At 59.8% G+C, this 21,932-nt stretch carries 15 protein-coding genes and 2 pseudogenes; 10 read left to right on the top strand and 7 right to left on the bottom strand.

All coding sequences use genetic code 11. The features are described from left to right. The first annotated feature begins 125 nt into the window (after nt 1-125). Entirely contained in the window at nt 126-1,358 is a 1,233-nt protein-coding gene (gene purT / locus RA167_RS03310; protein ID WP_076786306.1) for a formate-dependent phosphoribosylglycinamide formyltransferase, read from the top strand. Nucleotides 1,359-1,482: 124 nt separating this feature from the next. On the opposite strand, the gene RA167_RS03315 is transcribed toward purT, so the two are convergent. Genes RA167_RS03315 through RA167_RS03325 form a run of 3 tightly spaced genes read right to left on the bottom strand, consistent with a single transcriptional unit; the run spans nt 1,483 to nt 2,362 of the window. Then, the gene (locus RA167_RS03315; protein WP_255710771.1) at nt 1,483-1,614 is read right to left on the bottom strand and encodes a hypothetical protein; all 132 of its coding nucleotides are present in this window, start codon (nt 1,612-1,614) and stop codon (nt 1,483-1,485) included. Between the two features lie 5 nt (nt 1,615-1,619). Beyond that, on the bottom strand, nt 1,620-1,907 hold the full coding sequence (locus RA167_RS03320; protein WP_076786310.1) for a type II toxin-antitoxin system mRNA interferase toxin, RelE/StbE family: 288 nt from the start codon (nt 1,905-1,907) through the stop codon (nt 1,620-1,622). Further along, nucleotides 1,904-2,362, bottom strand: coding sequence for a hypothetical protein (locus RA167_RS03325; protein WP_076786312.1), 459 nt, complete (start codon nt 2,360-2,362; stop codon nt 1,904-1,906). The genes RA167_RS03320 and RA167_RS03325 overlap by 4 nt, the downstream gene beginning before the upstream one ends. A 136-nt stretch (nt 2,363-2,498) precedes the next feature. Here RA167_RS03325 and RA167_RS03330 point away from each other — a divergent pair. From RA167_RS03330 to RA167_RS03340, 3 genes and pseudogenes are all read left to right on the top strand, one after another. After that, nucleotides 2,499-3,441: pseudogene (locus tag RA167_RS03330) on the top strand (OB-fold nucleic acid binding domain-containing protein); the annotation flags it as partial. Nucleotides 3,442-4,022: 581 nt separating this feature from the next. Then, entirely contained in the window at nt 4,023-4,457 is a 435-nt protein-coding gene (locus tag RA167_RS03335; RefSeq protein ID WP_076786316.1) for a TAL effector repeat-containing protein, read from the top strand. 275 nt (nt 4,458-4,732) lie between these two features. Continuing rightward, the gene (locus RA167_RS03340) at nt 4,733-5,407 is read left to right on the top strand and encodes a hypothetical protein (RefSeq protein ID WP_175972431.1); all 675 of its coding nucleotides are present in this window, start codon (nt 4,733-4,735) and stop codon (nt 5,405-5,407) included. A 95-nt stretch (nt 5,408-5,502) separates the two neighbouring features. Here the strand turns inward: RA167_RS03340 and RA167_RS03345 are convergent, their stop codons facing one another. Further along, nucleotides 5,503-7,101, bottom strand: coding sequence for a hypothetical protein (locus tag RA167_RS03345; protein WP_076786318.1), 1,599 nt, complete (start codon nt 7,099-7,101; stop codon nt 5,503-5,505). Between the two features lie 298 nt (nt 7,102-7,399). Next, entirely contained in the window at nt 7,400-8,659 is a 1,260-nt protein-coding gene (locus RA167_RS03350; RefSeq protein ID WP_076786320.1) for an IS256 family transposase, read from the bottom strand. Nucleotides 8,660-9,294: 635 nt separating this feature from the next. Here RA167_RS03350 and RA167_RS03355 point away from each other — a divergent pair. From RA167_RS03355 to RA167_RS03365, 3 genes are all read left to right on the top strand, one after another. Beyond that, nucleotides 9,295-11,424, top strand: a complete 2,130-nt coding sequence (locus RA167_RS03355) for a TAL effector repeat-containing protein (protein WP_237574338.1) — start codon at nt 9,295-9,297, stop codon at nt 11,422-11,424. A 215-nt stretch (nt 11,425-11,639) separates the two neighbouring features. After that, on the top strand, nt 11,640-11,858 hold the full coding sequence (locus RA167_RS03360; RefSeq protein WP_076786326.1) for an antitoxin MazE family protein: 219 nt from the start codon (nt 11,640-11,642) through the stop codon (nt 11,856-11,858). Between the two features lie 192 nt (nt 11,859-12,050). Further along, complete coding sequence (locus RA167_RS03365) at nt 12,051-13,559, top strand: DEAD/DEAH box helicase (RefSeq protein ID WP_370642997.1); 1,509 nt, start codon at nt 12,051-12,053, stop codon at nt 13,557-13,559. A 5-nt stretch (nt 13,560-13,564) separates the two neighbouring features. On the opposite strand, the gene gluQRS is transcribed toward RA167_RS03365, so the two are convergent. Together gluQRS and RA167_RS03375 are read right to left on the bottom strand one after the other, a co-directional pair. Then, a complete protein-coding gene (gene gluQRS / locus RA167_RS03370) occupies nt 13,565-14,479 on the bottom strand; it encodes a tRNA glutamyl-Q(34) synthetase GluQRS (protein ID WP_076786331.1) in 915 nt (304 codons plus the stop codon). Nucleotides 14,480-14,546: 67 nt separating this feature from the next. After that, the gene (locus RA167_RS03375) at nt 14,547-15,428 is read right to left on the bottom strand and encodes a sulfurtransferase (RefSeq protein ID WP_076786333.1); all 882 of its coding nucleotides are present in this window, start codon (nt 15,426-15,428) and stop codon (nt 14,547-14,549) included. Nucleotides 15,429-15,791: 363 nt separating this feature from the next. On the opposite strand from RA167_RS03375, the gene dnaE reads away from it, so the two are divergent. From dnaE to RA167_RS15610, 3 genes and pseudogenes are all read left to right on the top strand, one after another. Beyond that, nucleotides 15,792-19,388, top strand: coding sequence for a DNA polymerase III subunit alpha (dnaE, locus tag RA167_RS03380; protein ID WP_076786335.1), 3,597 nt, complete (start codon nt 15,792-15,794; stop codon nt 19,386-19,388). Beyond that, nucleotides 19,318-21,192, top strand: coding sequence for a lipid A export permease/ATP-binding protein MsbA (gene msbA, locus RA167_RS03385; RefSeq protein WP_139337075.1), 1,875 nt, complete (start codon nt 19,318-19,320; stop codon nt 21,190-21,192). Before dnaE ends, msbA begins: the two co-directional genes overlap by 71 nt. A gap of 125 nt (nt 21,193-21,317) precedes the next feature. Beyond that, nucleotides 21,318-21,384, top strand: a pseudogene (locus RA167_RS15610) (hypothetical protein); the annotation flags it as partial. Nucleotides 21,385-21,932 lie beyond the last annotated feature (548 nt).

The raw sequence follows: 21,932 nt of genomic DNA on the forward strand, positions 1-21,932 counted from the left end.
GTGCTGAGCGCATATCGATGGCCGATGCAACCTGCGTGTGCGGCGAGCAGCCCCGCGAAGGGGCAGCATGTTAACATCGCCGGCCATGCCGCACTATCAGTCTTGGCTACATCAAAGGGGAATTCATGTCCGTCAGTTCGTTTCATCACCGGCGTTTCGGCACGCCATTGTCGCCGGGCGCGACCCGTGTGATGCTGCTCGGAGCCGGCGAGTTGGGCAAAGAGGTGGTCATCGCGTTGCAGCGGCTCGGCGTCGAGGTGATCGCGGTCGATCGTTATGCCGATGCCCCCGGCCACCAGGTCGCACACCGTGCATACGTGATAGACATGACCGATGGCTGCGCGCTTCGCGCACTGGTCGAGCAGGAGCGCCCGCATCTGATCGTGCCCGAAATCGAGGCGATCGCCACCGACGAGCTTGCCGCAATTGAAGCCCAAGGACTGGCCGAGGTAATCCCCACGGCACGCGCGGCGCAATTGACGATGAACCGCGAAGGCATTCGCCGCCTGGCCGCCGAGCAACTGCAATTGCCGACCTCGCCCTACGCGTTTGCGGACTCGCTCGACGCGCTGCAAGCCGCGATCGACGACGGTATCGGCTACCCGTGCGTGGTCAAGCCCGTCATGTCATCCTCCGGCAAAGGCCAGTCCGTGCTCAGGAGCGCTGCGGACATTGAGCGGGCCTGGCATTGCGCGATATCGGGCGGGCGTGTGCATCACGGCCGGGTGATCGTCGAGGGCTTTGTGCAGTTCGATTATGAGATCACGCTGCTCACCGTGCGAGCCACTGATCCAGCAAGCGGTGGGATCGCGACGTATTTCTGCGAGCCGGTGGGCCATCTGCAAGTAGACGGGGACTACGTCGAATCATGGCAACCGCAGCCTATGAGCCCGCTGGCGCTCGAGCGGGCGCGTGAGGTCGCTCAGCGGATGACGGCCGCACTAGGTGGGCGTGGGCTATTTGGGGTCGAGCTATTCGTCCGCGGCGATCAGGTCTGGTTTTCCGAGGTCAGCCCGCGTCCACACGATACCGGGCTCGTGACGCTGGCCACGCAGCGCTTTTCCGAATTCGAACTGCATGCACGCGCGATCCTGGGTTTGCCGGTGGATCCCGCGTTGCGCTCGCCCGGGGCGTCGGCGGTGATCTACGGCGGTCGCGACGAGAAAGGCATTGGCTTCGACGGTGTTGCCGATGCGCTGGCGGTGCCGGGCGCGGACCTGCGGCTATTCGGTAAGCCGCAGAGCTTCGTCAAGCGCCGCATGGGTGTGGCGTTGGCGGTGGCATCGAGCGTCGACGAAGCCCGCGAGCGCGCACGCACGGCAGCTAGCCGTATCAAACCGGTCAGTGGCGGCGTATGAGCTCGATTGCACTGCGCCGCCGGATCATGGCCCGCAAGCCGCGTGTGATGCCGCGACGCAAACCCGGGTGATAGATTTTCACGCCATCAATGGCCCCGCCCTTGTAGCCACGGTCCGCACCGCATCACCTCGGCCGGGGCTCAGCCGGTCCAAAGGACTGAAACCGCACCAGCCCGTCCTTGCCGACGCGGTAGAGGTGGTACATGCAAGTCGACGGGTTGTAGAGAGTCAGGCACAGTGGCTTCAAATTCGACATGGGGCTTATCCTTTTGCTGGCCACTGCTGGCGCGCATGCAGCACGCGCAGGATCTCCACGCGCTTGTCTGTCACGCGGTAGACCATCAAGTAGTTTTCCGTCACCACGGCCTCGCGCGTGCCGCGCACGCGCCCCGGTCGGTACAGCGTCGGATTCGCCGGCAAGGCCTCGGCCTTCTGCTCGATCAGCTCGTCCAGCTCAAGCGCGGCCACCGGATTGTCCTCGGCGATGTAGTCCATGATTGCGGCGCGATCCTCGCGCGCCCTCGGGTTCCAGTGCAGCGCCAAGGTCAAGCGTTACCCCCGCGCTTCGCGATCCGCTGCTGCAGCGCCGCGCGGCGCTCGGCAAACTCGGCCTTGACTTCGGCGTGGGGAAGGGAAGGGCGCGGGTCATCAAGCGCCTGCTGCACCTGGTCGCGGAACCACTTGTCATAGGCCCGTGCGGCGTGCGCTTCCTTGAGCGCGGCCGACCGGTCGGGCCGTGTGGTGCGCTCAGCCGACGCCGGATCGAAGCCGGCTGCGTCCACGTCGAAGCGGCTGATGCCCAGTTCGCGCAGGAAGGCCACCAGCGTTTCGAGCTTGCGAAACACGCGCACGTCGCCGCGCTTGGCCGCCAGGAAACGCTCGGTCAGGCCGTACTTGGCCGCGATGGTCCAGCCGTTGCCATGGCCGACGACATGCGCCGCACGCACGGCGCCGGCTTCCACGAGTTGGGTGAGGGTCTTTTGGTCAATGGTCTCGGTTGCCATGGTGAAATCTCCGTCAATGGCTCTCGTTCATCAGTTCGGGCCGCATCGTTTTCGCTCCGGTGGTGGCCAGCGCGAGCTGGCGCTGAACTTGGTTCGATTTTTATTATTGTGCACGCTATCACTTTACTATATATCGGGAGACATGGAATTCCCGGAAAGCCATGCGGCCAGCTTCGCGCTGCTCGTGTACGCGAGTGCGTGGCTTAAATGCCATGCGCCGGCTGCGTTTCTGTGCGCGCTACTCAACAGCCAACCGATGGGCTTTTATACGCCGTCACAGCTGGTGCAGAATGCGCGTCGGCATGGCGAAGGTGCTGCCAGCGGACGTGACCGTGAGCGACTGGGACAGCACGCTGCAAGGGCAAGACCTGGAGGCGCCGATGCGGCTGGGCTTGTCACTGGTTCGCGGCTTAGCCGAGGAAGCGGCCGCGCGCATTGAACTGGCGCGGGCGGTGCGGCCCTTTGCAGATGTGACGGATCTGGCGCGGCGCGCGCAGCTCACGCGGCGTGATCTGCAGGCGTTGGCCGGCGCCAACGCATTGGCGAGCCTCGCGGGCAATCGCCGCGCGGCGCTGTGGCACGCGCTCGCTGCAGTGCCTGACAAGGATCTGCTGCGTGCGGCTGGCACCGACGACGCGACGCCGGCATTCGCGCCGCTCACGGAGGGGCAAGCGATCGCGCACGACTATCGCGCGCTCGGCCTGACGCTTGGGCGCCATCCGCTCGCGCTGCTGCGCGCGCAGCTACTTCGGCGTCGCTTACTGCCGGCGGCGACGCTGCAGGGCTATCGCGATGGACAACTGGCGCGCGCGTGCGGCCTGGTGACGGTGCGCCAGCGCCCGGGCACCGCCAACGGCGTGCTGTTTGTGACGCTCGAAGACGAAACCGGCCACACAAACGTGATTATCTGGCCGTCGCTGTTGGAGCGTCAGTGCAAGGAAGTGCTCGGTGCGTCGCTACTGGCCGTGTATGGCATCTGGCAACGGCAAGGCGAGGTGACTCATTTAGTCGCTCAGCGCCTGGTGGATCTGTCGCATTTACTCGGTTCGCTGACGACAACGAGCCGCAATTTTTGTTGACATCCCATCTTAGTTAAAGGCTTTACCGTGGCCAAACATAAGCAGCGTTGCGTCAGTCAACCCGCACGGGCTGCATCGGAATATCAATCGGCACGCGTACCAAGCGCGCATACCAGCCATGTTTGGGGCCGCCTCACTCTTTATCTAGTATGCCGTGCTTCGCCGGATCGGCGGCGCGTTCGCACTCGCGTACAACGCGCAGCGAATGTTGTTCAAGGTACTGATTTTCGATCACGCGCAATACGCTATGTCGCCAGTGGCTTGGGATAGCCCCATTTGCTATTTGAACGAACTTGAGGCGGGCAATACTGCGCAAACCGGTGCGGGTTCACTTATGCGCGAGAGTCGGTGTACGAATGACCTAACGTCAGTGGGACTATGCCGGTGACGTCTGTGTATCAGAAAGATAAAACGTTTGGTGCTCGGCTTAATCTCAGCCCGTTCGAATGTTTAAAGATTGAGAAACATTCTGGTGGTGCTGACACCCTGGCGTTTATCTCAAATAAATACGATGCGCTTACCCAGGTACTGAGTCGGCTGATATCCTGAAAATCGCCGACCATGACTACGCAGCCCACGCGTTGCAGGCGGTGCTCGACTATGAACAGGTGTTCCGTCAGCGTGGTTTTGCTCGGGTCGATATTATAAAAATTACGGGGAATGACGGTGGGGCACAGGCGCTGAAGGCAGTCATCGTACATGGCTCGACGCTTAACGAGCGCGGCTACAGTGGGGCTAACATCGTGAAGATTGCCGGCAACGGCGGCGGTGCTCGGGCGATCGAGGCGGTTGTTATGCACGGGCCAACGCTTTGCGAGCGTGGCTACAGCCGGACCGATATTGTAAAGATTACCGATAACAACGGCGGCGCCCAGGCGCTCAAAGCGGTGTTCGAACACGGACCAGCGTTCACGCAAGCAGGGCGTTCGAACGAGGACATTGTGGATATGGCTGCGCGCATAGGCGCGGCCGGCCAGATACGAAAGATGGCTGCACAGTTGTCGAAGCGGCAATAGGTGCAGCGGTCAGCCAACATTGAAGGCACGCGACAATCCGATATGCGGTCACAGCGCCGCGATCGCAGTATGGTTACCGGTCGTCACCTGATGACCTACCGAGGCGGGCGGGCCGCGTTAGCAACCCGATGCGGCAGTAGGCATCCTACCATTTCCTAGATCGGCGAACCTTAGCGAGGCAGTAGGAAGGTGCCAAGGTCAACCACTTTTCGTTTCTCAGGTCGGTCCTTCCGATTTGACAAAGCTACTTGGTCGTAGTCGTTGTAATTTTTTTTATGACTGAACCAATTTTTTTTAAAATGAAGATACTGAGCCACAGTAGGGTTATTGCTGCGATTTCATCCATCAAAGATTTGCCAAGGCAAATCAATAGTAAAACTATATCACAAAATTTGCGGAGCCCTCTTATTCAGAGTCTGCAGCACTTACGTGGCCCTAAAAAAGATGCTTATTCTGGTTTTCGTGTCAGTCAGATGTCAATGAATGGTGCCGATGCGCAGCGGAAAAATCCTTTTGGTGACAAGAAAATAGTCAGTGCTTTTTGGCAGAAATCCAATAATGTGTCTGACCAAAAGCGTGACGCTCTTATCGAGAAAGCCAATGATTTTTTAAGGCGATTAGATCATGTGGAGAGTGTCGCTGATAGATCAGTCAATGCTACCCTTAGAAAACTGAACAATCATAGTCGAGGTGTGCGAACAGAGCAACAATGTGAGGCAGAAGAAATATATGATATTATTGCAAAAAATATAAAATCAACGAGATGGAAAATTCAGAGGCTTTTGCAAACAGGTAATTTGTTGCACCAGCATAATGCATCATCAAGTAAAATAGGGTTATCAAAAATACAATATGATGAGATAATAAAAGATTTTGACGGTATCAAGCGCGATTTTCAATCTGGTCTGAAATTGGCAAAAAACAGACTTGACGATTTGACTCAATTGTAATGCTTTTTCGTCATGTCGCGAAGTATTAATTGGCGAGTCGCATGATAAAGCTGTGCGGGTTCTTCTCATGCTTCTCGCCAGTCTGGCATGTTATTTTAACGCCGACCCAGCCGCGTTTTTATCCAATCAACGATGGGCCGGCGGCGACGCTCGCCGTCTGCATGACCGGCTGTCTTCCGTCGGTCGGGATCTTCCCACCATGTCACCGGCAATGGGTCAGGGTCAAGGTTAAGTCGTGGTTCAGGCGTCAATTTGGCGCGTTCGTCGCGGATGCGAGCCTGTATCGGCAAAAATAGCTGTTCCTGTTTGCCCAACTCCTTGTTAAAAAATTTCCAATCTAACCACGCTTCAAGGTCGAGAAGAAGTCTTTCTCGTGTGGGCGATGGAATACCGCTACTCAGATCGAGGACACGTTCCAGCGTCTCGGGAGAGTACGTATGCTTTCGGTTGCCGCGAATCCCTAAAACGATGTCGTTGAACCGGTCTTTATCCATGCTCTGGCCGCCGGACGTTCTGTCAAAGGTATCGAGCGCCAGCGCCAGCGCAAAGTCGGGGTTGTTTCCCTCGGCTAAATTGCCGAAGGCTTCTAGGAGTCCTGCAACGATCGGTTCTTGATCTTTTAGGGCCAACATCGGCAGTATTTCATACTTCCATTGCTGCAACCTCCGGCTTTGTTCGGCGGCGGTCAAGCCGGCCAGCGCTTCGGGCAACCCTGACAGCGCCTCGCCTTTGCCTATTGACAACCGCTTGGCTACTCCGAGCATGGATTCGTAGGTAGCGAGGCGTGCGTGTTCAGGCAGCCATCGAATCGCACGACCCAGCGCCTTGCGGGGCGTCGATTGAAGCTTCTCGGGAAGCGCTTCGACGTAACTGAGTAAGCGCTGATACCGCTCCAACACCAGGGTACGATCCAAACAATGAAGTAGGAATAACTGGTTGGCGAGGTCCGTGCTTAAAGTCGCCCGTCCGAGGTCGTCCAGCCGCGCCATTTCGCTCAGCAACCGATCGAATCGCGTCGCTAACTCGGGCCTTGGACTATAGGGTCTGCCGCGAACGGCCGCCCAACTTTGCTCCCCGGTCCAATGAGAAGAATCTAGTTGCACCGCGAGGAGGGGTAGTATCTCGCGCCGCTGCTCCAAGGGGCTCTCGATCGTGCGGCTGAGGATTTCATCGAACACTGCGATCATTGACTCAGCAGGCACAACATGATAGGAACCCAGCCCCCATGTGCTCAGACGGCGGTAGTCTCCTTCAAAATGGTAGACCATCTTGTCTTGCAGCGCCTTACTCTCCGGGACTTTTAGCACCTCAGCAAAGATGTGAGCAAATGCTTCAGTTTGTGCATTCAATGGAAGGCCACTGATACCGGACATAGCCAGCTTGTCTAGTGCTGCCAATAAGATATTCGGATCCGCAACGTCTCTATTCAGCCCATCCAACAGCTCACGCAACGCTCCTATGCGGACCTCCCTTTCGACGTCCTTTTCACGCAACGTCTTTAAGAACGCGTGAACGCGCTCCATAGGCGCGATGCCAGAAGAATGGACTGGCGCCTGCCGCTGAGCCGTATTGGAGTCCCCGGCGCTGAAGAAACCGCTTGAGGGCGGATTGCCAGCACCGCTCTTGTGCGAATCGATGGACGCATAGATGGCGGCGTTGTGAGCGTTCGGCGGTGGCGTGGTATTGAAATCCATACTGGGCGTATCGAGAATGAAAGAAAGCGTAAGGGTGCACTGCCACCTGGGCGGATGCGAATAGGGGTGCGTCGACTATATAACGCGTGGATGAACGGTTTTCCGAACCATTGCTGATCAGGTATGTACAAAGTCGTTTTCAATGGCTTTGTCGCATCAACACACTAGGATAAAATTAAAGACCGTCAAGGTCTGGTAGGCGCGACTGTGTGGGGAGCAAAAACGGCTTGCCTGCTTGGCCGTGCAGCAAGCGCGCTAAGGACGTATCCGTAATTCTGTGTGTGAGGCGGGTTGAAACTCACAGTCCGATGTTGAAGCGCTCGGGGTAGAGCAGCGCGAACTGCGTCATCGCGCTTTTCCAATCATGTCGGGAACCGGTCCATTTGGCAATGACATTGCGCAGCGCCAGCCAGACCAGCTTGAGCGCGGCTTCGTCGCTGGGGAAGTGGCCGCGTGCCTTGATGATCTTGCGCAGCTGCATGTGCAACGACTCAATCGAATTCGTTGTGTAGATGATCTTGCGAATGTCTGGCGCAAAGGCAAAGAAGGGAGTGACCTGCTCCCACGCACGCCGCCACAGGGCGGCGATCGGCGGATATTTGCACCCCCACGGGCCCTCGTCGAACGCTTGGAGCGCCAGCGCCGCGGCTTCGGCCGACGGCGCCCGATACACTTCTTTGAGGTCGGCGGCGACTTGCTTGTGCTCTTTCCAACTCGCAAAGTCCAGCGAATTGCGAATCAAATGAACGATGCAGGTTTGCGCTGTCGTCTCGGGGAACACCGTGTTAATCGCCTCGGGAAAGCCCTTCAGGCCGTCAACCACGGCGATCAGGATGTCCTGCACACCGCGCAGCTTCAGCTCGTTGACCACGCGCAGCCAGAACTTGGCGCCCTCAGTGTGCTCGATCCAAAGCCCGAGCACATCGCGTGTGCCGTCGCGGCGCACGCCAAGTGCGAGATAAATCGCCTTATTCTTCACCGTCCCTTCGTCGCGCACCTTCACGCGCAGAGCATCAAAGAACACGACTGGATACATCGCTTCAAGGGGCCGTTGCTGCCACTCGCGTACCTCGTCGATTACGGCGTCCGTGACCGTGCTGACAAAGTCAGGCGAGACTTCGATGCCGTACATCTGCTGCAAAAAACCCTGGATTTCGCGCACAGTCATACCGCGTGCATACATCGCGATGATCTTGTCGTCAAATCCAGTAAAGCGCCGCTCGCCTTTGGCGATGAGCACCGGGTCGAATGTCCCGTTGCGATCGCGTGCAATATTCAATTCCAGCAGGTCATCGTCGGTCGTGATCCGCTTGCGGCTACTGCCGTTGCGATGGTTTTCGCTTTCCTCAAGCTTGGCTTGGCCTTTCTCGTAGCCCAGGTGATGCGTCAGCTCTGCGCCCAGGGCCCGTTCGAAGATCGCTTTCTTGAGCGCGGCAAACTGCTCGTTGATCGTTGTTCGCTCCAGCGTGCCGGGCACCAGTTGCTTGATCAGCTCCGGGTCTAGGTTCAGCCCGCGACCGGGCTTAATCGTCGATTCTTCTTTTCGCTTGCGAGGCATGTTGGCTCCTTTGCCAATAGTTTATGCCTCACACACAAGAAATCGGATAGGCTCAGCGCTAACGCCAAGCGGTGCGCACATATCCAGGGCGACAAAACAAGCAGCATCGTCGAATACGACCAACCTACCATCTAACGCCTAAACGCCCACAAGGGCATTGCCTAGACGACTGCGGCACAACGATCTGTCGAGCCTGACGCGCTGATGCAAGCGACTGTGCAAAGCCAGCGTTGAAGAATTGCTTGCCGAGACGCTCGAAGCAGCCAAGCGTGCCCACGCCGTCAAGATTTCGAGCCAGCCATTGGTTGGTTGCGGCTCAAATAACTTGCCCCTCTTCGCCATGTTGAGTGCTCACGCTCATTGTCGGGTAGTACGCTCTGCTTCGCCCAGTAGGTGAAGTGTTCGCTGTTGAGCGCAACGCGTTTGCCTTGCCATTCAAAGTACGTATCTGTCAATGGCACGGAGTGTTTGAAATGGATAGGTGGCCAGGTGTTTGGGCTCAGCTTACCAACCATGCCCAATCTTTTGTCGATCTTGATGCGGACGAGGTCACGCAAACCAGTGCGCGCTCGCTCGTGCGAAAGGGCCGGTGTGCCGATGGTTCAGCGTCGGTTTGACTCATGCCGGCGACGTTTATGCATCAAGAAGACAAGCAATCGGCTAACGGGCTTAACCTCAGCCCGCTCGAACGCTCGAAGATTGAGAAACATTATGGCGGTGCGGCCACCTTGGCGTTTATCTCAAATCAGCACGATGAGCTTGCTCAAGTACTAAGTCGGACTGATATCTTAAAAATTGCAAGCTATGATTGCGCAGCCCAAGCGTTGCAAGCGGTGCTCGACTGTGGGCCGATGCTTGGCAAACGCGGTTTCAGCCGGGGCGATATCGTCAAAATCGCGGGCAATGACGGTGGGGCACAGGCGCTGTATTCGGTGCTTGATGTTGAGCCGCCGCTTCGCGAACGCGGTTTCAGCCGAGCGGATATCGTCAAAATCGCAGGCAATATCGGTGGGGCACAGGCACTGCAGGCGGTGCTTGAGCTTGAGCCGACGCTTCGCGAGCGCGGCTTCAGCCAAGTGGATATCGTCAAAATCGCGAGCAATGACGGTGGGGCGCAGGCGCTGTATTCGGTGCTTGACGTTGAGCCGACGTTTCGCGAGCGCGGCTTCAGCCGAGCGGATATTGTCAAAATCGCGGGCAACAACGGTGGGGCGCAGGCATTGCATACGGTACTTGACGTTGAGTCGGCGCTTAGCGAACACGGTTTTTGTCGGGGTGATACCGTTAAGATCGCGGGCAATATCGGTGGGGCGCAGGCACTGCAGGCAGTGCTTGAGCTTGAGCCAACGCTTCGCGAGCGCGGCTTCAGCCGAGCGGATATCCTCAGAATCGCAGGCAATGGCGGTGGGGCACAGGCGCTGCAAGCAGTGCTTGAGCTTGAGCCGACGCTTCGCGAGCGCAGCTTCAACCGAGCGGATATCGTCAGAATTGCGGGCAATGGCGGTGGGGCACAGGCGCTGTATTCAGTGCGTGACGCTGGGCCGACGCTAGGCAAACGTGGTTTCAGCCAGGTTGATATCGTTAAAATCGCGGGCGGTGGCGCGCAGGCACTGCATACAGTGCTTGAACTTGAGCCGACGCTTCGCAAGCGCGGCTTTAATCCAACCGATATTGTCAGAATGGCAGGCAATGACGGTGGCGCGCAGGCACTGCAGGCGGTGCTTGAGCTTGAGCCAGCGTTTCGCGAGCGCGGTTTTAGCCAACCCGATATTGTCAAAATGGCGGGCAATAACGGCGGGGCGCAGGCATTGCAGGCAGGGCTTGAGCTTGAGCCAGCGTTTCGCGAGCGCGGCTTCAATCCGACCGATATGGTCAAAATCGCAGGCAATAACGGCGGGGCACAGGCACTGCAAGCGGTGCTTGAGCTTGAGCCAGCGCTTCGCGAGCGCGGTTTTAGCCAACCCGATATTGTCAAAATGGCGAGCAATAGCGGCGGGGCACAGGCACTGCAGGTGGTGCTTGAGCTTGAGCCGACGCTTCGCGAGCGTGACTTCCGTCAGGCTGACATCGTCAAAATTGCGAGCAACGGTGGCAGCGCCCAGGCGCTGAACGCAGTGATCAAGCTTGGCCCAACACTACGACAGCGCGGTTTCAGTCGAGCGGATATCGTCAAAATCGCGGCCAATGGCGGTGGGGCGCAAGCACTACAAGCGGTGCTCAAGCATGGGCCAACACTGGGCGAGCGCGGCTTTACTCTGACCGATATCGTCGAAATGGCGGGCAATAATGGCGGGGCTCAGGCGCTGAAGGCAGTGCTCGAGCATGGGTCAACACTGGATGAGCGCGGCTTTACTCTGACCGATATCGTCAAAATGGCGGGCAATAATGGCGGGGCTCAGGCGCTGAAGGCAGTGCTCGAGCATGGGCCAACACTGCAACAGCGCGGCTTTACTCTGACCGATATCGTCAAAATGGCGGGCAATATCGGCGGCGCTCAAGCATTGAAGGCAGTGCTTGAGCATGGGCCGACGCTGCGGCAACGTGACTTGAGTCTAATCGATATCGTGGAGATTGCGAGCAATGGCGGCGCCCAGGCGTTGAAAGCGGTGCTCAAATATGGGCCGGTGCTGACGCAGGCAGGACGTTCCAACGAGGAGATCGTACATGTGGCCGCGCGCCGAGGAGGAGCTGGTCGAATACGAAAGATGGTGGCCTCTTTGCTAGGCGGCAACAGAGACGGCGTTACCAGCATTGAAGGCCAGTGACAAGGTGCAGGGCGTGCTGGTGGTGCCACGGTGGCCGCATGGTTGCCCGTTGCCGTGCGCGTGAGTAAGGCGCTGAACCTCAGTCGGCTGAACACAGGCGCTCGGGCCGCATTGCGTCACCCGTCAGGTTGTAGCTGCCACACTCGCCGGCATAAGTGAGGTTGCATGTGACGGATAACAATCATAAAAGTTACATGTAACAAAAAGAGATCAGTATGGTTCATGTAAACTCACGCGTTCAAAAACACCGTGACGCACTGCGTAAGGCAGGACTTCACCCGATACAAATCTGGGCGCCAGATACACGTCGCCCCGACTTTGCGCAAGAATGCCGTCGCCAGTCTCAGCTTGTCGCCCAGGCGGACATGGCCAACCCGGATATGCAGCAATTTGTCGATGAGACTGTGGCGGATGTGAATGGCTGGACAGAATGAGGCGAGGGGACTTCGTGTCCATCGCCTCATTTTAGTTGAAACGATGTCCGTGAATTGTACAGGTGATGCGCAATGCATGCGTCCCTCGCGCCGGATCCGGCCTTGGCTGCGTAAAGTGCTACAATTTAAAGCTATTTTCCGTATTTCATTAGGGGCAGCCGCGCACGCGGCCGCTTGAGCGAACGCCCATACATGTCAGATTCAGCCATTACCTCACGTTCCGTCCCGACTGACGCGGGGGCTTGCGGTGCTACGGCAAGCGCCGCCGCCTCCAATTCCGCGCCAGCCGCCGCTCCGTTGTCATTCGACGGGTTCGGCTTTGCTGCGCCGATCCTTCAGGCGATAGGCGAACAGGGCTACACGAAACCGACGCCGATCCAGGCGCAGGCGATTCCCATCGTGCTGGCCGGACGCGATGTTATGGGCGCGGCGCAGACCGGTACCGGCAAGACGGCCAGCTTCTCGCTACCGATCATCCAGCGCTTGTTGCCGCTCGCCAGTACCAGTGCGTCTCCCGCACGTCACCCAGTGCGGGCGTTAATTCTGACGCCTACGCGCGAACTTGCGGACCAGGTGGCGGCCAATGTGCATGCGTACGCCAAGCATACCCCGCTACGCAGTGCGGTCGTGTTCGGCGGCGTCGATATGAATCCACAAACGGCTGAATTGCGCCGCGGGGTCGAGATCCTGATCGCGACGCCCGGCCGGCTGCTCGATCATGTGCAACAAAAGAGCACGTCACTGGCGCAGGTGCAGATGCTCGTGCTCGACGAAGCCGACCGGATGCTCGACATGGGCTTCCTGCCCGACTTGCAGCGAATCCTGAACCTGTTGCCGAACCAAAGGCAAACGTTGCTGTTTTCCGCGACGTTCTCTGCCGAAATCAAGAAGCTCGCGTCGACCTACTTGCGTAATCCGGTCACGATTGAGGTGGCTCGCAGTAATTCGACGGCATCGAACGTGCGACAAATCGTCTTCGAGGTGGCCGAGCCGGACAAGCCGGCGGCGGTCGTGCAGTTGATTCGCCAGCGCGGATTGAAGCAGGTGATCGTTTTCTGCAACAGCAAGATCGGTGCGAGCCGGCTTGCAAGGCAACTTGAGCGCGATGGCGTGGTCGCCACCGCAATCCATGGTGACCGTTCGCAAAGCGAGCGGATGCAGGCGTTGGATGCGTTCAAGCGCGGCCAGATCGAGGCCTTGGTTGCGACCGACGTGGCTGCGCGCGGCCTGGATATCGCGGAGTTGCCGGCGGTGATTAATTTCGACTTGCCGTTCAATGCGGAAGACTATGTGCACCGGATCGGGCGCACGGGTCGTGCCGGGGCATCCGGTGATGCGCTGTCGTTGTTCAGTGGCAACGAGCGGAAACAACTGGCGGACATCGAAAAACTGATCAAGCGAGCGTTGACCATCGAGCCGCTCGAACTGGACCGGCCGGCACGTCAAGGCCGTTCGCGTTATCACGACGATCGCGATGACCGCCGTCGCGATCGTCATGCACACGTCGCTGACCGGGTGCGCGCGTCAATGCGTGACGCCCAGCCGGCTGATGATTTCTTCACGAAGCCGTATGAGCCGTCGCCTTCGGCCCGCCAGACATCGGAACGCGCGGAATCGAGCCCATCGACCGACAAGAAGGGGCCGAAGCGACCGCTGGCCGCGCTGCTGGGCGGCTTCGGCATGCCGCGCCGGAATTCGTGACCGTGTCACGCGCGCGTCGCCAGGCGCGCGCCCCAAGCGGGCACCGCCTCGCGATAGAAGGCCTCCAGCGTCGTGCATCGCTGGGGCGCCAACGCGAGCCCGAGATGCGACGCCGCAGCCAGTAGCGCCTTGAGCGGCCGGTCGATGTCGATCGGCGGTGCGCCGGTTTGCTTGCTCAATTTCTCGCCCTGCGCATTGATGACGACGGGCACGTGCAGATAAGCGGGCGTTGGGTAGCCGAGGCAGCGCTGCAAGTAGATTTGCCGCGCGGTGGAATCGAGCAGGTCTGCGCCGCGCACGACGTCGGTAATCTGTTGCTGCGCGTCGTCGACGACCACTGCGAGCTGGTAGGCCCAAAGTCCATCTGCGCGCTTCATCACGAAGTCGCCGACCTCGGTGGCGAGATTCTGCTGCTGCGCATGCTGCCAGCGGTCATCGAAGACGATCACTGCGTTTTCCCCATCCGGCACCCGAATGCGCCACGCACGCGCTGGCTTGCCGTGCAATCCGCTTCGGCACGTTCCTGGGTAAGCGAGTGTCGTGTGTCGAACGTGCGTGCGCCGCAGCGAATCAGCGATTTCCTTGCGTGTGCATCCGCATGGATAAATCAGGCCCGCTGTATCCAATTGCGTGAGCGCTTGCTGGTACAGCGCGGTACGAGTGCTTTGCCATACCGGCGTTTCATCGCAGTGCATGCCGAGCCGATGTAGCGTCTTCAAGATGTGTTCTGCTGCGCCGGGCACTGTGCGCGGTATATCGATGTCCTCTATCCTGACCAGCCACATGCCGTCATGCGCACGCGCGTCCAGGTAGCTCGCTAGCGCGCTGACCAGCGAGCCTTGATGCAGCGGGCCGCTCGGGGACGGCGCAAAACGGCCGCGATAGCGGCGCGGCGACGCGCTCCCGGTTATCCTCTGCATCGCAAAGCGTTTTTTACGTCATGACCAGTGGGCAAGCCGTGCCTATCGCGACCCGGCAGGGCGCGCATCATGTGGCGATCTGTGCCGATGGCTCGGATGATAGGCACGTATCGTTCGCGCAGTGCGGGCACTGTTCGCCGGCGACATAAAGCGGCGATTGTTGTTCGGTCGGGGTGACGACCGCGCGGCACGCGAAGCACTGCACAGTGCCGGTCGGTTCGAGCTGCGGGTTGAGCGCCGTTCGATGATCGAACACAAAGCAGTCGCCATGGTAGTGAGCGCCGCCCACCTCTTCGAAGTACTTCAAGATGCCGCCATCGAGCTGGTACACGCTGTCGATGCCGATGTTGTGCATATGGATTGCGGCTTTCTCGCAGCGGATGCCGCCGGTGCAAAACGACACGACGGTCTTGCCTGCCAGCGTGTCTCGATGTGAAGCGACAGCATCCGGAAACTCGCTGAACTTTGTCAGCCGATAGTCGATTGCGTTGTCGAATGTGCCCACGTCGACTTCGAACGCATTGCGCGTGTCGAGCATCACCACGGGACGGCCGGCGTCATCGTGCCCGCGATCGAGCCATTGCTTCAGGGTGCGCGCATCGATCGCCGGCGCGCGGCCGGCTTCGGGCCGTATCGCCGGTGACTTCATCGTGATGATCTCACGCTTGAGCCTGACTAGCATGCGTCGGAACGGTTGCTTGTCCGACAGGCTTTGCTTGAATGGCAAATCCGCGAACTTACCACCAAACATCGGGTCGGTGCGCAGGTAGTCGATGAACGCGTCAGTTGCCTCGCGGCTGCCGGCGATGAACAGGTTGATGCCCTCGGGCGCTAGCAAAATCGTGCCGCGTAGCGCCAGCGCGTCACATCGCTGTCGCAGCACCGGACGCCACGTGTCGATCGCGTCCAGCGAAATGAATTTGTAGGCGGCAAGGTTGACGATACTCATGGTGTGCTGCTCTTGGCGAAAACAGAAATCAATGTGGCCGTGCGGCGACCATAGGCATGGCCGTGCGGCGACTGTGGGCAGGAGGGCGCTTGGTCCGCCCATCGACCGGGATGGCGCCGGCGTCATAGGGTTGTATTATCGCCGATCCGTCGCCCAGACCGCATCGGCCAGTTGGTCAGCGAGCGGTCGCGCTTATTCACATAGGCCGTCTCGCTCACATAGTTCGTCTCGCTCACATAGTTCGTCTCGCTCACATAGTTCGTCTCGCCGACTGGGCCGCCTGGCGCAGACCGGTATGCTGTCGTGAGGGCCGGCGCGGCAGCATGACGGTCGGTGTCGCTCCCCGCAAGGTAAAATACCTCTATGTCTGATCCACGCTTCGTCCATCTGCGCGTTCACTCCGAGTTTTCCATTGCCGACGGCATCGTGCGTCTTGACGACGCGGTCGAGCGGGCAGCGGAAGACGGGCAAGGTGCGCTTGCACTGACCGATCTCGCCAACGCGTTCGGCCTGGTGCGTTTTTACAAGGCGGCTCGTGCGCACGGCGTCAAGCCGATCGTCGGTGCCGACGTCTGGGTCTCGAACCCCGACGATCGCGACAAGCCGGCACGGCTGTTGTTGCTCGTCAAGGACCGGCGTGGCTATCTAAACCTGTGCGAGTTGCTCAGCCGCGCGTGGTTGACGAACCAGTACCGCGGTCGGGCCGAGGTTGACTGCCAGTGGTTCGAAACGGGCCTTGCCGAAGGCCTGCTGGCGTTATCCGGTGCGCAACACGGCGACATCGGTATCGCGCTGGCCGCGGGCAACGTGCAGGCGGCCGCACGCCATGCGCAGCGCTGGTCGGCGATCTTCCCGAATGCGTTCTACATCGAGTTGCAGCGAATGCGGCAACCGGGTGTCGAAGCTTATGTACAGCAGGCGGTGGAGCTTGCTGCGCAGTTGAGGCTGCCCGTAGTGGCGACGCATCCGGTGCAGTTTATGACGCCGGAGGACTTCACCGCGCACGAAGCGCGTGTATGTATCTCCGAAGGCGACATACTTGCCAACCCGAGACGCGCGAAGCGGTTTTCGACGGACCAGTACTTCTTCACGCAGCAGCAGATGTGCGAGCTGTTTGCCGATATCCCGTCGGCGCTGGCCAACACGGTGGAAATCGCCAAGCGCTGCAACCTGACGCTTGAACTGGGCAAGCCCAAGCTGCCGTTGTTCCCGACACCGGACGGGATGTCGCTGGACGATTACCTCGTTCAGTTGTCCAATAGTGGACTCGAGCAGCGCCTCGAGCAGTTGTTTCCGGATGCGACGCAACGTAACGCGCAGCGCCAGACGTATCAAGAACGGCTGGCGTTCGAGTGTGACACCATCATCAAGATGGGTTTTCCGGGTTACTTCCTGATCGTCGCGGACTTCATCAACTGGGCCAAGAACAATGGGGTGCCGGTGGGGCCGGGACGGGGATCGGGCGCCGGTTCGCTGGTGGCGTTCGCGCTCGGGATCACGGATTTGGATCCATTGCGCTACAACCTGCTGTTCGAGCGGTTCCTCAATCCCGAGCGTGTCTCGATGCCGGACTTCGACATCGACTTCTGCCAGGATGGCCGCGATCGCGTGATCCAATATGTGAAGAGCAAGTATGGCGCCGATGCGGTGTCGCAGATCGCCACATTTGGCACGATGGCAGCAAAGGCTGCGGTGCGCGACATCGGCCGCGTGCTGGACTTGGGCTACAACTTCACCGATGGTGTCGCGAAGCTGATTCCGTTTAAGCCCGGCAAGCATGTGACGATTGCCGACGCGATGAAGGAGGAGCCGCAGCTGCAGGAGCGATTCGACAACGAGGACGAGGTGCGCCAGTTGCTCGAACTCGCGCAACGCGTCGAAGGGTTGACGCGCAACGTCGGCATGCACGCCGGGGGTGTGTTGATCGCGCCAGGCAAGCTGACTGATTTTTGTCCGCTGTACACGCAGGGTGACGACGGTGGTGTCGTCAGCCAGTACGATAAGGATGACGTCGAGGCCGTCGGGCTCGTCAAGTTCGACTTTCTCGGATTGACCACGCTCACGATCCTCGATTGGGCCGAGCGCTACATCCGGCGACTGGACCCGTCCAAGCAGGATTGGTCGCTCGCGCAGGTGCCGCTGGACGACCCCGCGTCGTTCACGATCCTGAAGAACGCCAATACGGTGGCGGTGTTCCAGTTGGAAAGCCGCGGCATGCAAGGCATGCTCAAGGATGCGCAGCCCGACCGCTTTGAGGACATCATCGCGCTGGTCGCGCTGTACCGGCCGGGCCCGATGGATCTGATTCCAAGCTTTTGCGCGCGCAAGCATGGGCGAGAAACGGTCGAATATCCGGATCCCCGCGTCGAGCCTATCCTGAAAGAGACCTATGGCATCATGGTCTATCAGGAGCAGGTGATGCAGATGGCGCAGATCATCGGCGGCTATTCACTCGGCGGCGCGGACTTGCTGCGTCGCGCGATGGGCAAGAAAAAGCCTGAGGAGATGGCCAAGCATCGCGAGTTGTTCCGTGAAGGAGCAGCCAAGAATGGCTTGAGCGCGGAAAAGGCTGATGAGATCTTCGACTTAATGGAGAAGTTCGCCGGCTACGGCTTTAATAAGTCGCACGCGGCGGCATATGCGCTGCTCGCGTATTACACCGCGTGGCTCAAGGTGCATCATCCGGCCGAATTCATGGCGGCCAATATGTCGCTTGCGATGGATGACACCGACAAGGTGAAGATCCTTTTCGAGGACTGCATCGCGAACCATCTGGCGGTGCTGCCGCCGGACATTAATCAGTCGGCCTACCGCTTCGAGCCGGTGGCCGATGCGCCGGGCAAGCGCTCGAAGATGATCCGCTACGGCCTGGGTGCGATCAAAGGTAGTGGGCAGAACGCGATCGAGGAGATCTTGCGGGCCCGCGAGTCGCAGCCGTTCAGCGACCTGTTTGACTTCTGCGAGCGCGTCGATCGCCGCATTGTGAATCGCCGCACGATCGAGGCGCTGATCCGGGCCGGCGCATTTGATTCGCTGCACGAGAACCGGGCGCAACTGCTCGCGTCGGTGCCGCTGGCGATGGAGGCGGCCGAGCAGGCGAGCGCCAATGCGCTGCAGGGCGGCCTGTTCGACATGCCCGATGGCTCGAGCGGCCATCAGCATGAGTTGGTCGACGAGCCGGCGTGGACGGAGAAGCGCAAGCTGCAGGAGGAGAAAGCGGCGCTTGGCTTCTATATTTCCGGGCACTTGTTCGACGCATACAAGGATGAAGTGCGACGCTTCGTGCGCCAGAAAATCGGGGAGTTGAAGGAAGGGCGCGACAAGGTGATCGCCGGCGTGATCACGGCGATGCGCACGCAGATGACGCAACGCGGCAAGATGCTGGTCGCAGTGCTCGATGACGGCACTGGCCAGTGCGAGGTCACGGTCTTCAACGAGATCTACGACGCAAATCGCGCGATCTTCAAGGAAGACGAACTGCTGGTCGTGCAGGGACAAGCGCGCAACGACAGCTTTACCGGTGGCATTCGCTTCACCGTCGACATCGTCATGGATCTGGAGCGCGCCCGCCGCCGCTATGCGGACTCGCTGCTGTTGTCGATCAATGGCAATGCGGATCCGAGGCGGTTGCGTGATTTGCTCGAACCGCACCGGCTGGCGGCAACCCCGCAGTCCGAACAGATGCCGGTGGTCGCCGGCACGTCGGGCCGGGCGCGTCATGCCGGTGGCCCGCCGCGCGGCCCGGCGGGCGATGGCGGCAACGGGCGTCGCAACGGCGACGCGCGTGGCGGCCCGGAGCCGGGCGGCTTGCGGGTCAGAATCCGCTACCAGGGCATTGGCGCGCAATGCGACTCGACGCTGGGCGACGCGTGGCGCGTGAGGCCCAGCGATGACCTTCTCAACCTGCTGCGTGCCGAATTCAGCGCGGGCGCTGTCGAGATCCAGTATCCGCAGCGCTGACACCACCGAAAGGATTGATTTGACTACACCTGAGAACAGCGGGGCCAGTAGCGTGGCCAAGCCCGTCGCGCACGTCGATGTACTGGCCCGCATCGGCCGGATCGTGCGGCCGTACTGGTGGGCTGTCGTGCTCGCGATCGTATCGATGGGGCTGGTGGCGGCGGCCGAGGCGGGCATTCCGGCGTTGCTCAAACCGTTGATCGACAAAGGTTTCGGTACGAAGGACCCGAGTTCGTCGGTTCACTGGTATGTTCCGGTGGCGATCATCGGGCTCGCGCTAGCTCGTGGGCTTGCACAGTACGCGTCCGGCTACCTATTGTCCTACGTGCTGAACCGCGCTTTGTTGGACCTGCGGTTGCAGATGTTCCAGACGATGCTGCGCGCACCGGCCGCTTTTTTCCAACGTGAGACGGCCAGCACGATCATCAATGCGATCGTGTTCGAGGTGAACCAGGTGCTCAACGTGTTGACGAACGTACTAGTCACGCTCGTGCGCGATTCGTTGACGGTGGTGTTCCTGCTCGGCTATCTGTTCTACCTCAATTGGCGGTTGACGCTAATCGTTGCGGTGATCCTGCCGGCGATCGGCTGGCTGGTCAGCAAGATTAACCGGCGTTTGCGCCGGCTCAATCGTGAGCAGCAAATGCTGACCAACCAGCTATCGTACGTCGTCGAGGAGACGGTTGGCGGCTACAAGGTCGTCAAGGTGCACAACGGCGAACCGTACGAAATGGGCCGCTTCATGCATGTGAGCCGGCGCCTGCGTGGCTATGCAATGCGGGTGGCGATTTCCGGCGGCCTGGCTCAGCCGCTGACGCAGTTTCTCGCATCGATCGCTTTGGCTGTGGTGATTACGATTGCCGTGATCCAATCGGCGAACGACCAGACGACGGTCGGTGGATTTGTCGCGTTCGTCACGTCGATGTTGCTCGTGATTTCGCCGTTGAAGCACTTGATCGACGTCAACCAGCCGTTGACACGCGGCATGACGGCCGCCGAGCTGATTTTTGGCCTGATTGACGAGCCGGTGGAGGATGCCGGCGGCGAACGGAAACTTGATCGTGCGACCGGCAGTGTCGAATTCGAACAGGTGAGTTTCGACTATGGGGCAGCGCAGCGGCCGACGCTCGACGACATCTCGTTGAAGATTGCGCCGGGTGAGATGGTGGCGCTGGCCGGGCCATCCGGCAGCGGCAAGACTACGCTGGTGAACCTGTTGCCCCGCTTCTTTGATCCGACCGCCGGGCGCGTGTTGATCGACGGCGTGCCGTTGCCCGAGTATCGATTGCCGGACCTGCGCAAACAGATCGCATTCGTTAGTCAGGATGTCGTGCTGTTCAACGATACGATTGCGGCTAACGTCGCCTATGGGCAGCCTGTAGAGCGCGAGCGCGTCGATGCCGCGCTACGCGCAGCCAGTCTCACGGAGGCGGTTGCGTTGATGCCGGCGGGGATCGATACGCTGGTTGGCGACAATGGCATGCGACTGTCCGGCGGACAGCGGCAACGGCTCGCGATTGCCCGCGCAATCTACAAGGATGCGCCGATTTTGATCCTCGATGAGGCGACGTCGGCACTCGATTCGGAGTCGGAACGCCATGTGCAAGCGGCGCTCGAGGTGTTGATGCGTGGACGGACCACGCTGGTGATCGCGCACCGACTGTCGACGATTGAGCGCGCCGATCGCATCCTCGTGCTCGATGGCGGTCGGATCGTTGAGGAGGGGACGCACGCGGAGCTATTGTGTCGCGACGGTCTGTATGCGAACCTGCATCGGATTCAGTATCAGCAAGGGACGGCGTAGCGGTGTACGCTACGCCGTGAGGTTGCCCCCGAAAAACGAATCCCTTGTTGAGCATTTAAACTCAAGCAAGAAGCGTCAAGAAGACGAGCAAGACGGCGCGGGCGCGCTACACGCTCGAATTCAAGCTGGAGGCGGTGCGGTTGGTTAAAGCCGGTCAGCGTATTGCGGCAGTGGCTGCGACGTTGGACGTGCCGGCATCGGGTGGCATTGACCTCGCACGAGGTTCACATAGAGGCCGCGTGCGACATGCGTAATCAGTCCGGCACGCTCGTGGCGTGCGAGCGCCTTGAGCATAGCGCGTTCGTTCTCGGGGAATAGGAGACGGAGCGTGTTTAACGAATACACCCAAATCCCTGCCTTGTCCCACCGGTCCATGGCCGCGATCAGTGCTCGAACAAGCATTCTATGATTTACAGAAACTGAACATTTATGGGCAGTATGTGTTCAGTGGCACAGGCATGGCAAGCCGGCTATGAAGGGCAAAATAACAATGTTCACGCTCCGCTAATGTCGGCAACTCGGTGCTGGTTGGCCGATGCACATCGGGAAAGGGGTGCGACGAAACTTGCCGCACTGAGATTGCGATGAGGCAACCTTGGTATCGGCAGGTGGTTTCGGACAAGCCGTGACGAACTGATGGTCGAAGCGAAACCCGGGTTCGATACTACAATCGTTTCCTTGCTAACTCGAACGTCAAGGAGCGACGCCGTCGTCGGCTCGGTTCACTGCGGTCGCTTGCC

It is taken from the genome of Mycetohabitans endofungorum (genome assembly GCF_037477895.1).
In the GTDB taxonomy this organism is placed as follows: Bacteria; Pseudomonadota; Gammaproteobacteria; order Burkholderiales; family Burkholderiaceae; genus Mycetohabitans.

Coding starts and splice junctions, on each gene's coding strand:
- RA167_RS03345 (WP_076786318.1), bottom strand. CDS start 7,101: ATGGATTTCAATACCACGCCACCGCCGAACGCTCACAACGCCGCCATC.
- RA167_RS03365 (WP_370642997.1), top strand. CDS start 12,051: ATGTCAGATTCAGCCATTACCTCACGTTCCGTCCCGACTGACGCGGGG.
- RA167_RS03375 (WP_076786333.1), bottom strand. CDS start 15,428: ATGAGTATCGTCAACCTTGCCGCCTACAAATTCATTTCGCTGGACGCG.
- RA167_RS03325 (WP_076786312.1), bottom strand. CDS start 2,362: ATGGCAACCGAGACCATTGACCAAAAGACCCTCACCCAACTCGTGGAA.
- msbA (WP_139337075.1), top strand. CDS start 19,318: ATGACCTTCTCAACCTGCTGCGTGCCGAATTCAGCGCGGGCGCTGTCG.
- RA167_RS03340 (WP_175972431.1), top strand. CDS start 4,733: ATGACTGAACCAATTTTTTTTAAAATGAAGATACTGAGCCACAGTAGG.
- RA167_RS03350 (WP_076786320.1), bottom strand. CDS start 8,659: ATGCCTCGCAAGCGAAAAGAAGAATCGACGATTAAGCCCGGTCGCGGG.
- gluQRS (WP_076786331.1), bottom strand. CDS start 14,479: ATGCAGAGGATAACCGGGAGCGCGTCGCCGCGCCGCTATCGCGGCCGT.
- dnaE (WP_076786335.1), top strand. CDS start 15,792: ATGTCTGATCCACGCTTCGTCCATCTGCGCGTTCACTCCGAGTTTTCC.
- RA167_RS03360 (WP_076786326.1), top strand. CDS start 11,640: ATGGTTCATGTAAACTCACGCGTTCAAAAACACCGTGACGCACTGCGT.
- RA167_RS03315 (WP_255710771.1), bottom strand. CDS start 1,614: ATGTCGAATTTGAAGCCACTGTGCCTGACTCTCTACAACCCGTCGACT.
- purT (WP_076786306.1), top strand. CDS start 126: ATGTCCGTCAGTTCGTTTCATCACCGGCGTTTCGGCACGCCATTGTCG.
- RA167_RS03355 (WP_237574338.1), top strand. CDS start 9,295: ATGCATCAAGAAGACAAGCAATCGGCTAACGGGCTTAACCTCAGCCCG.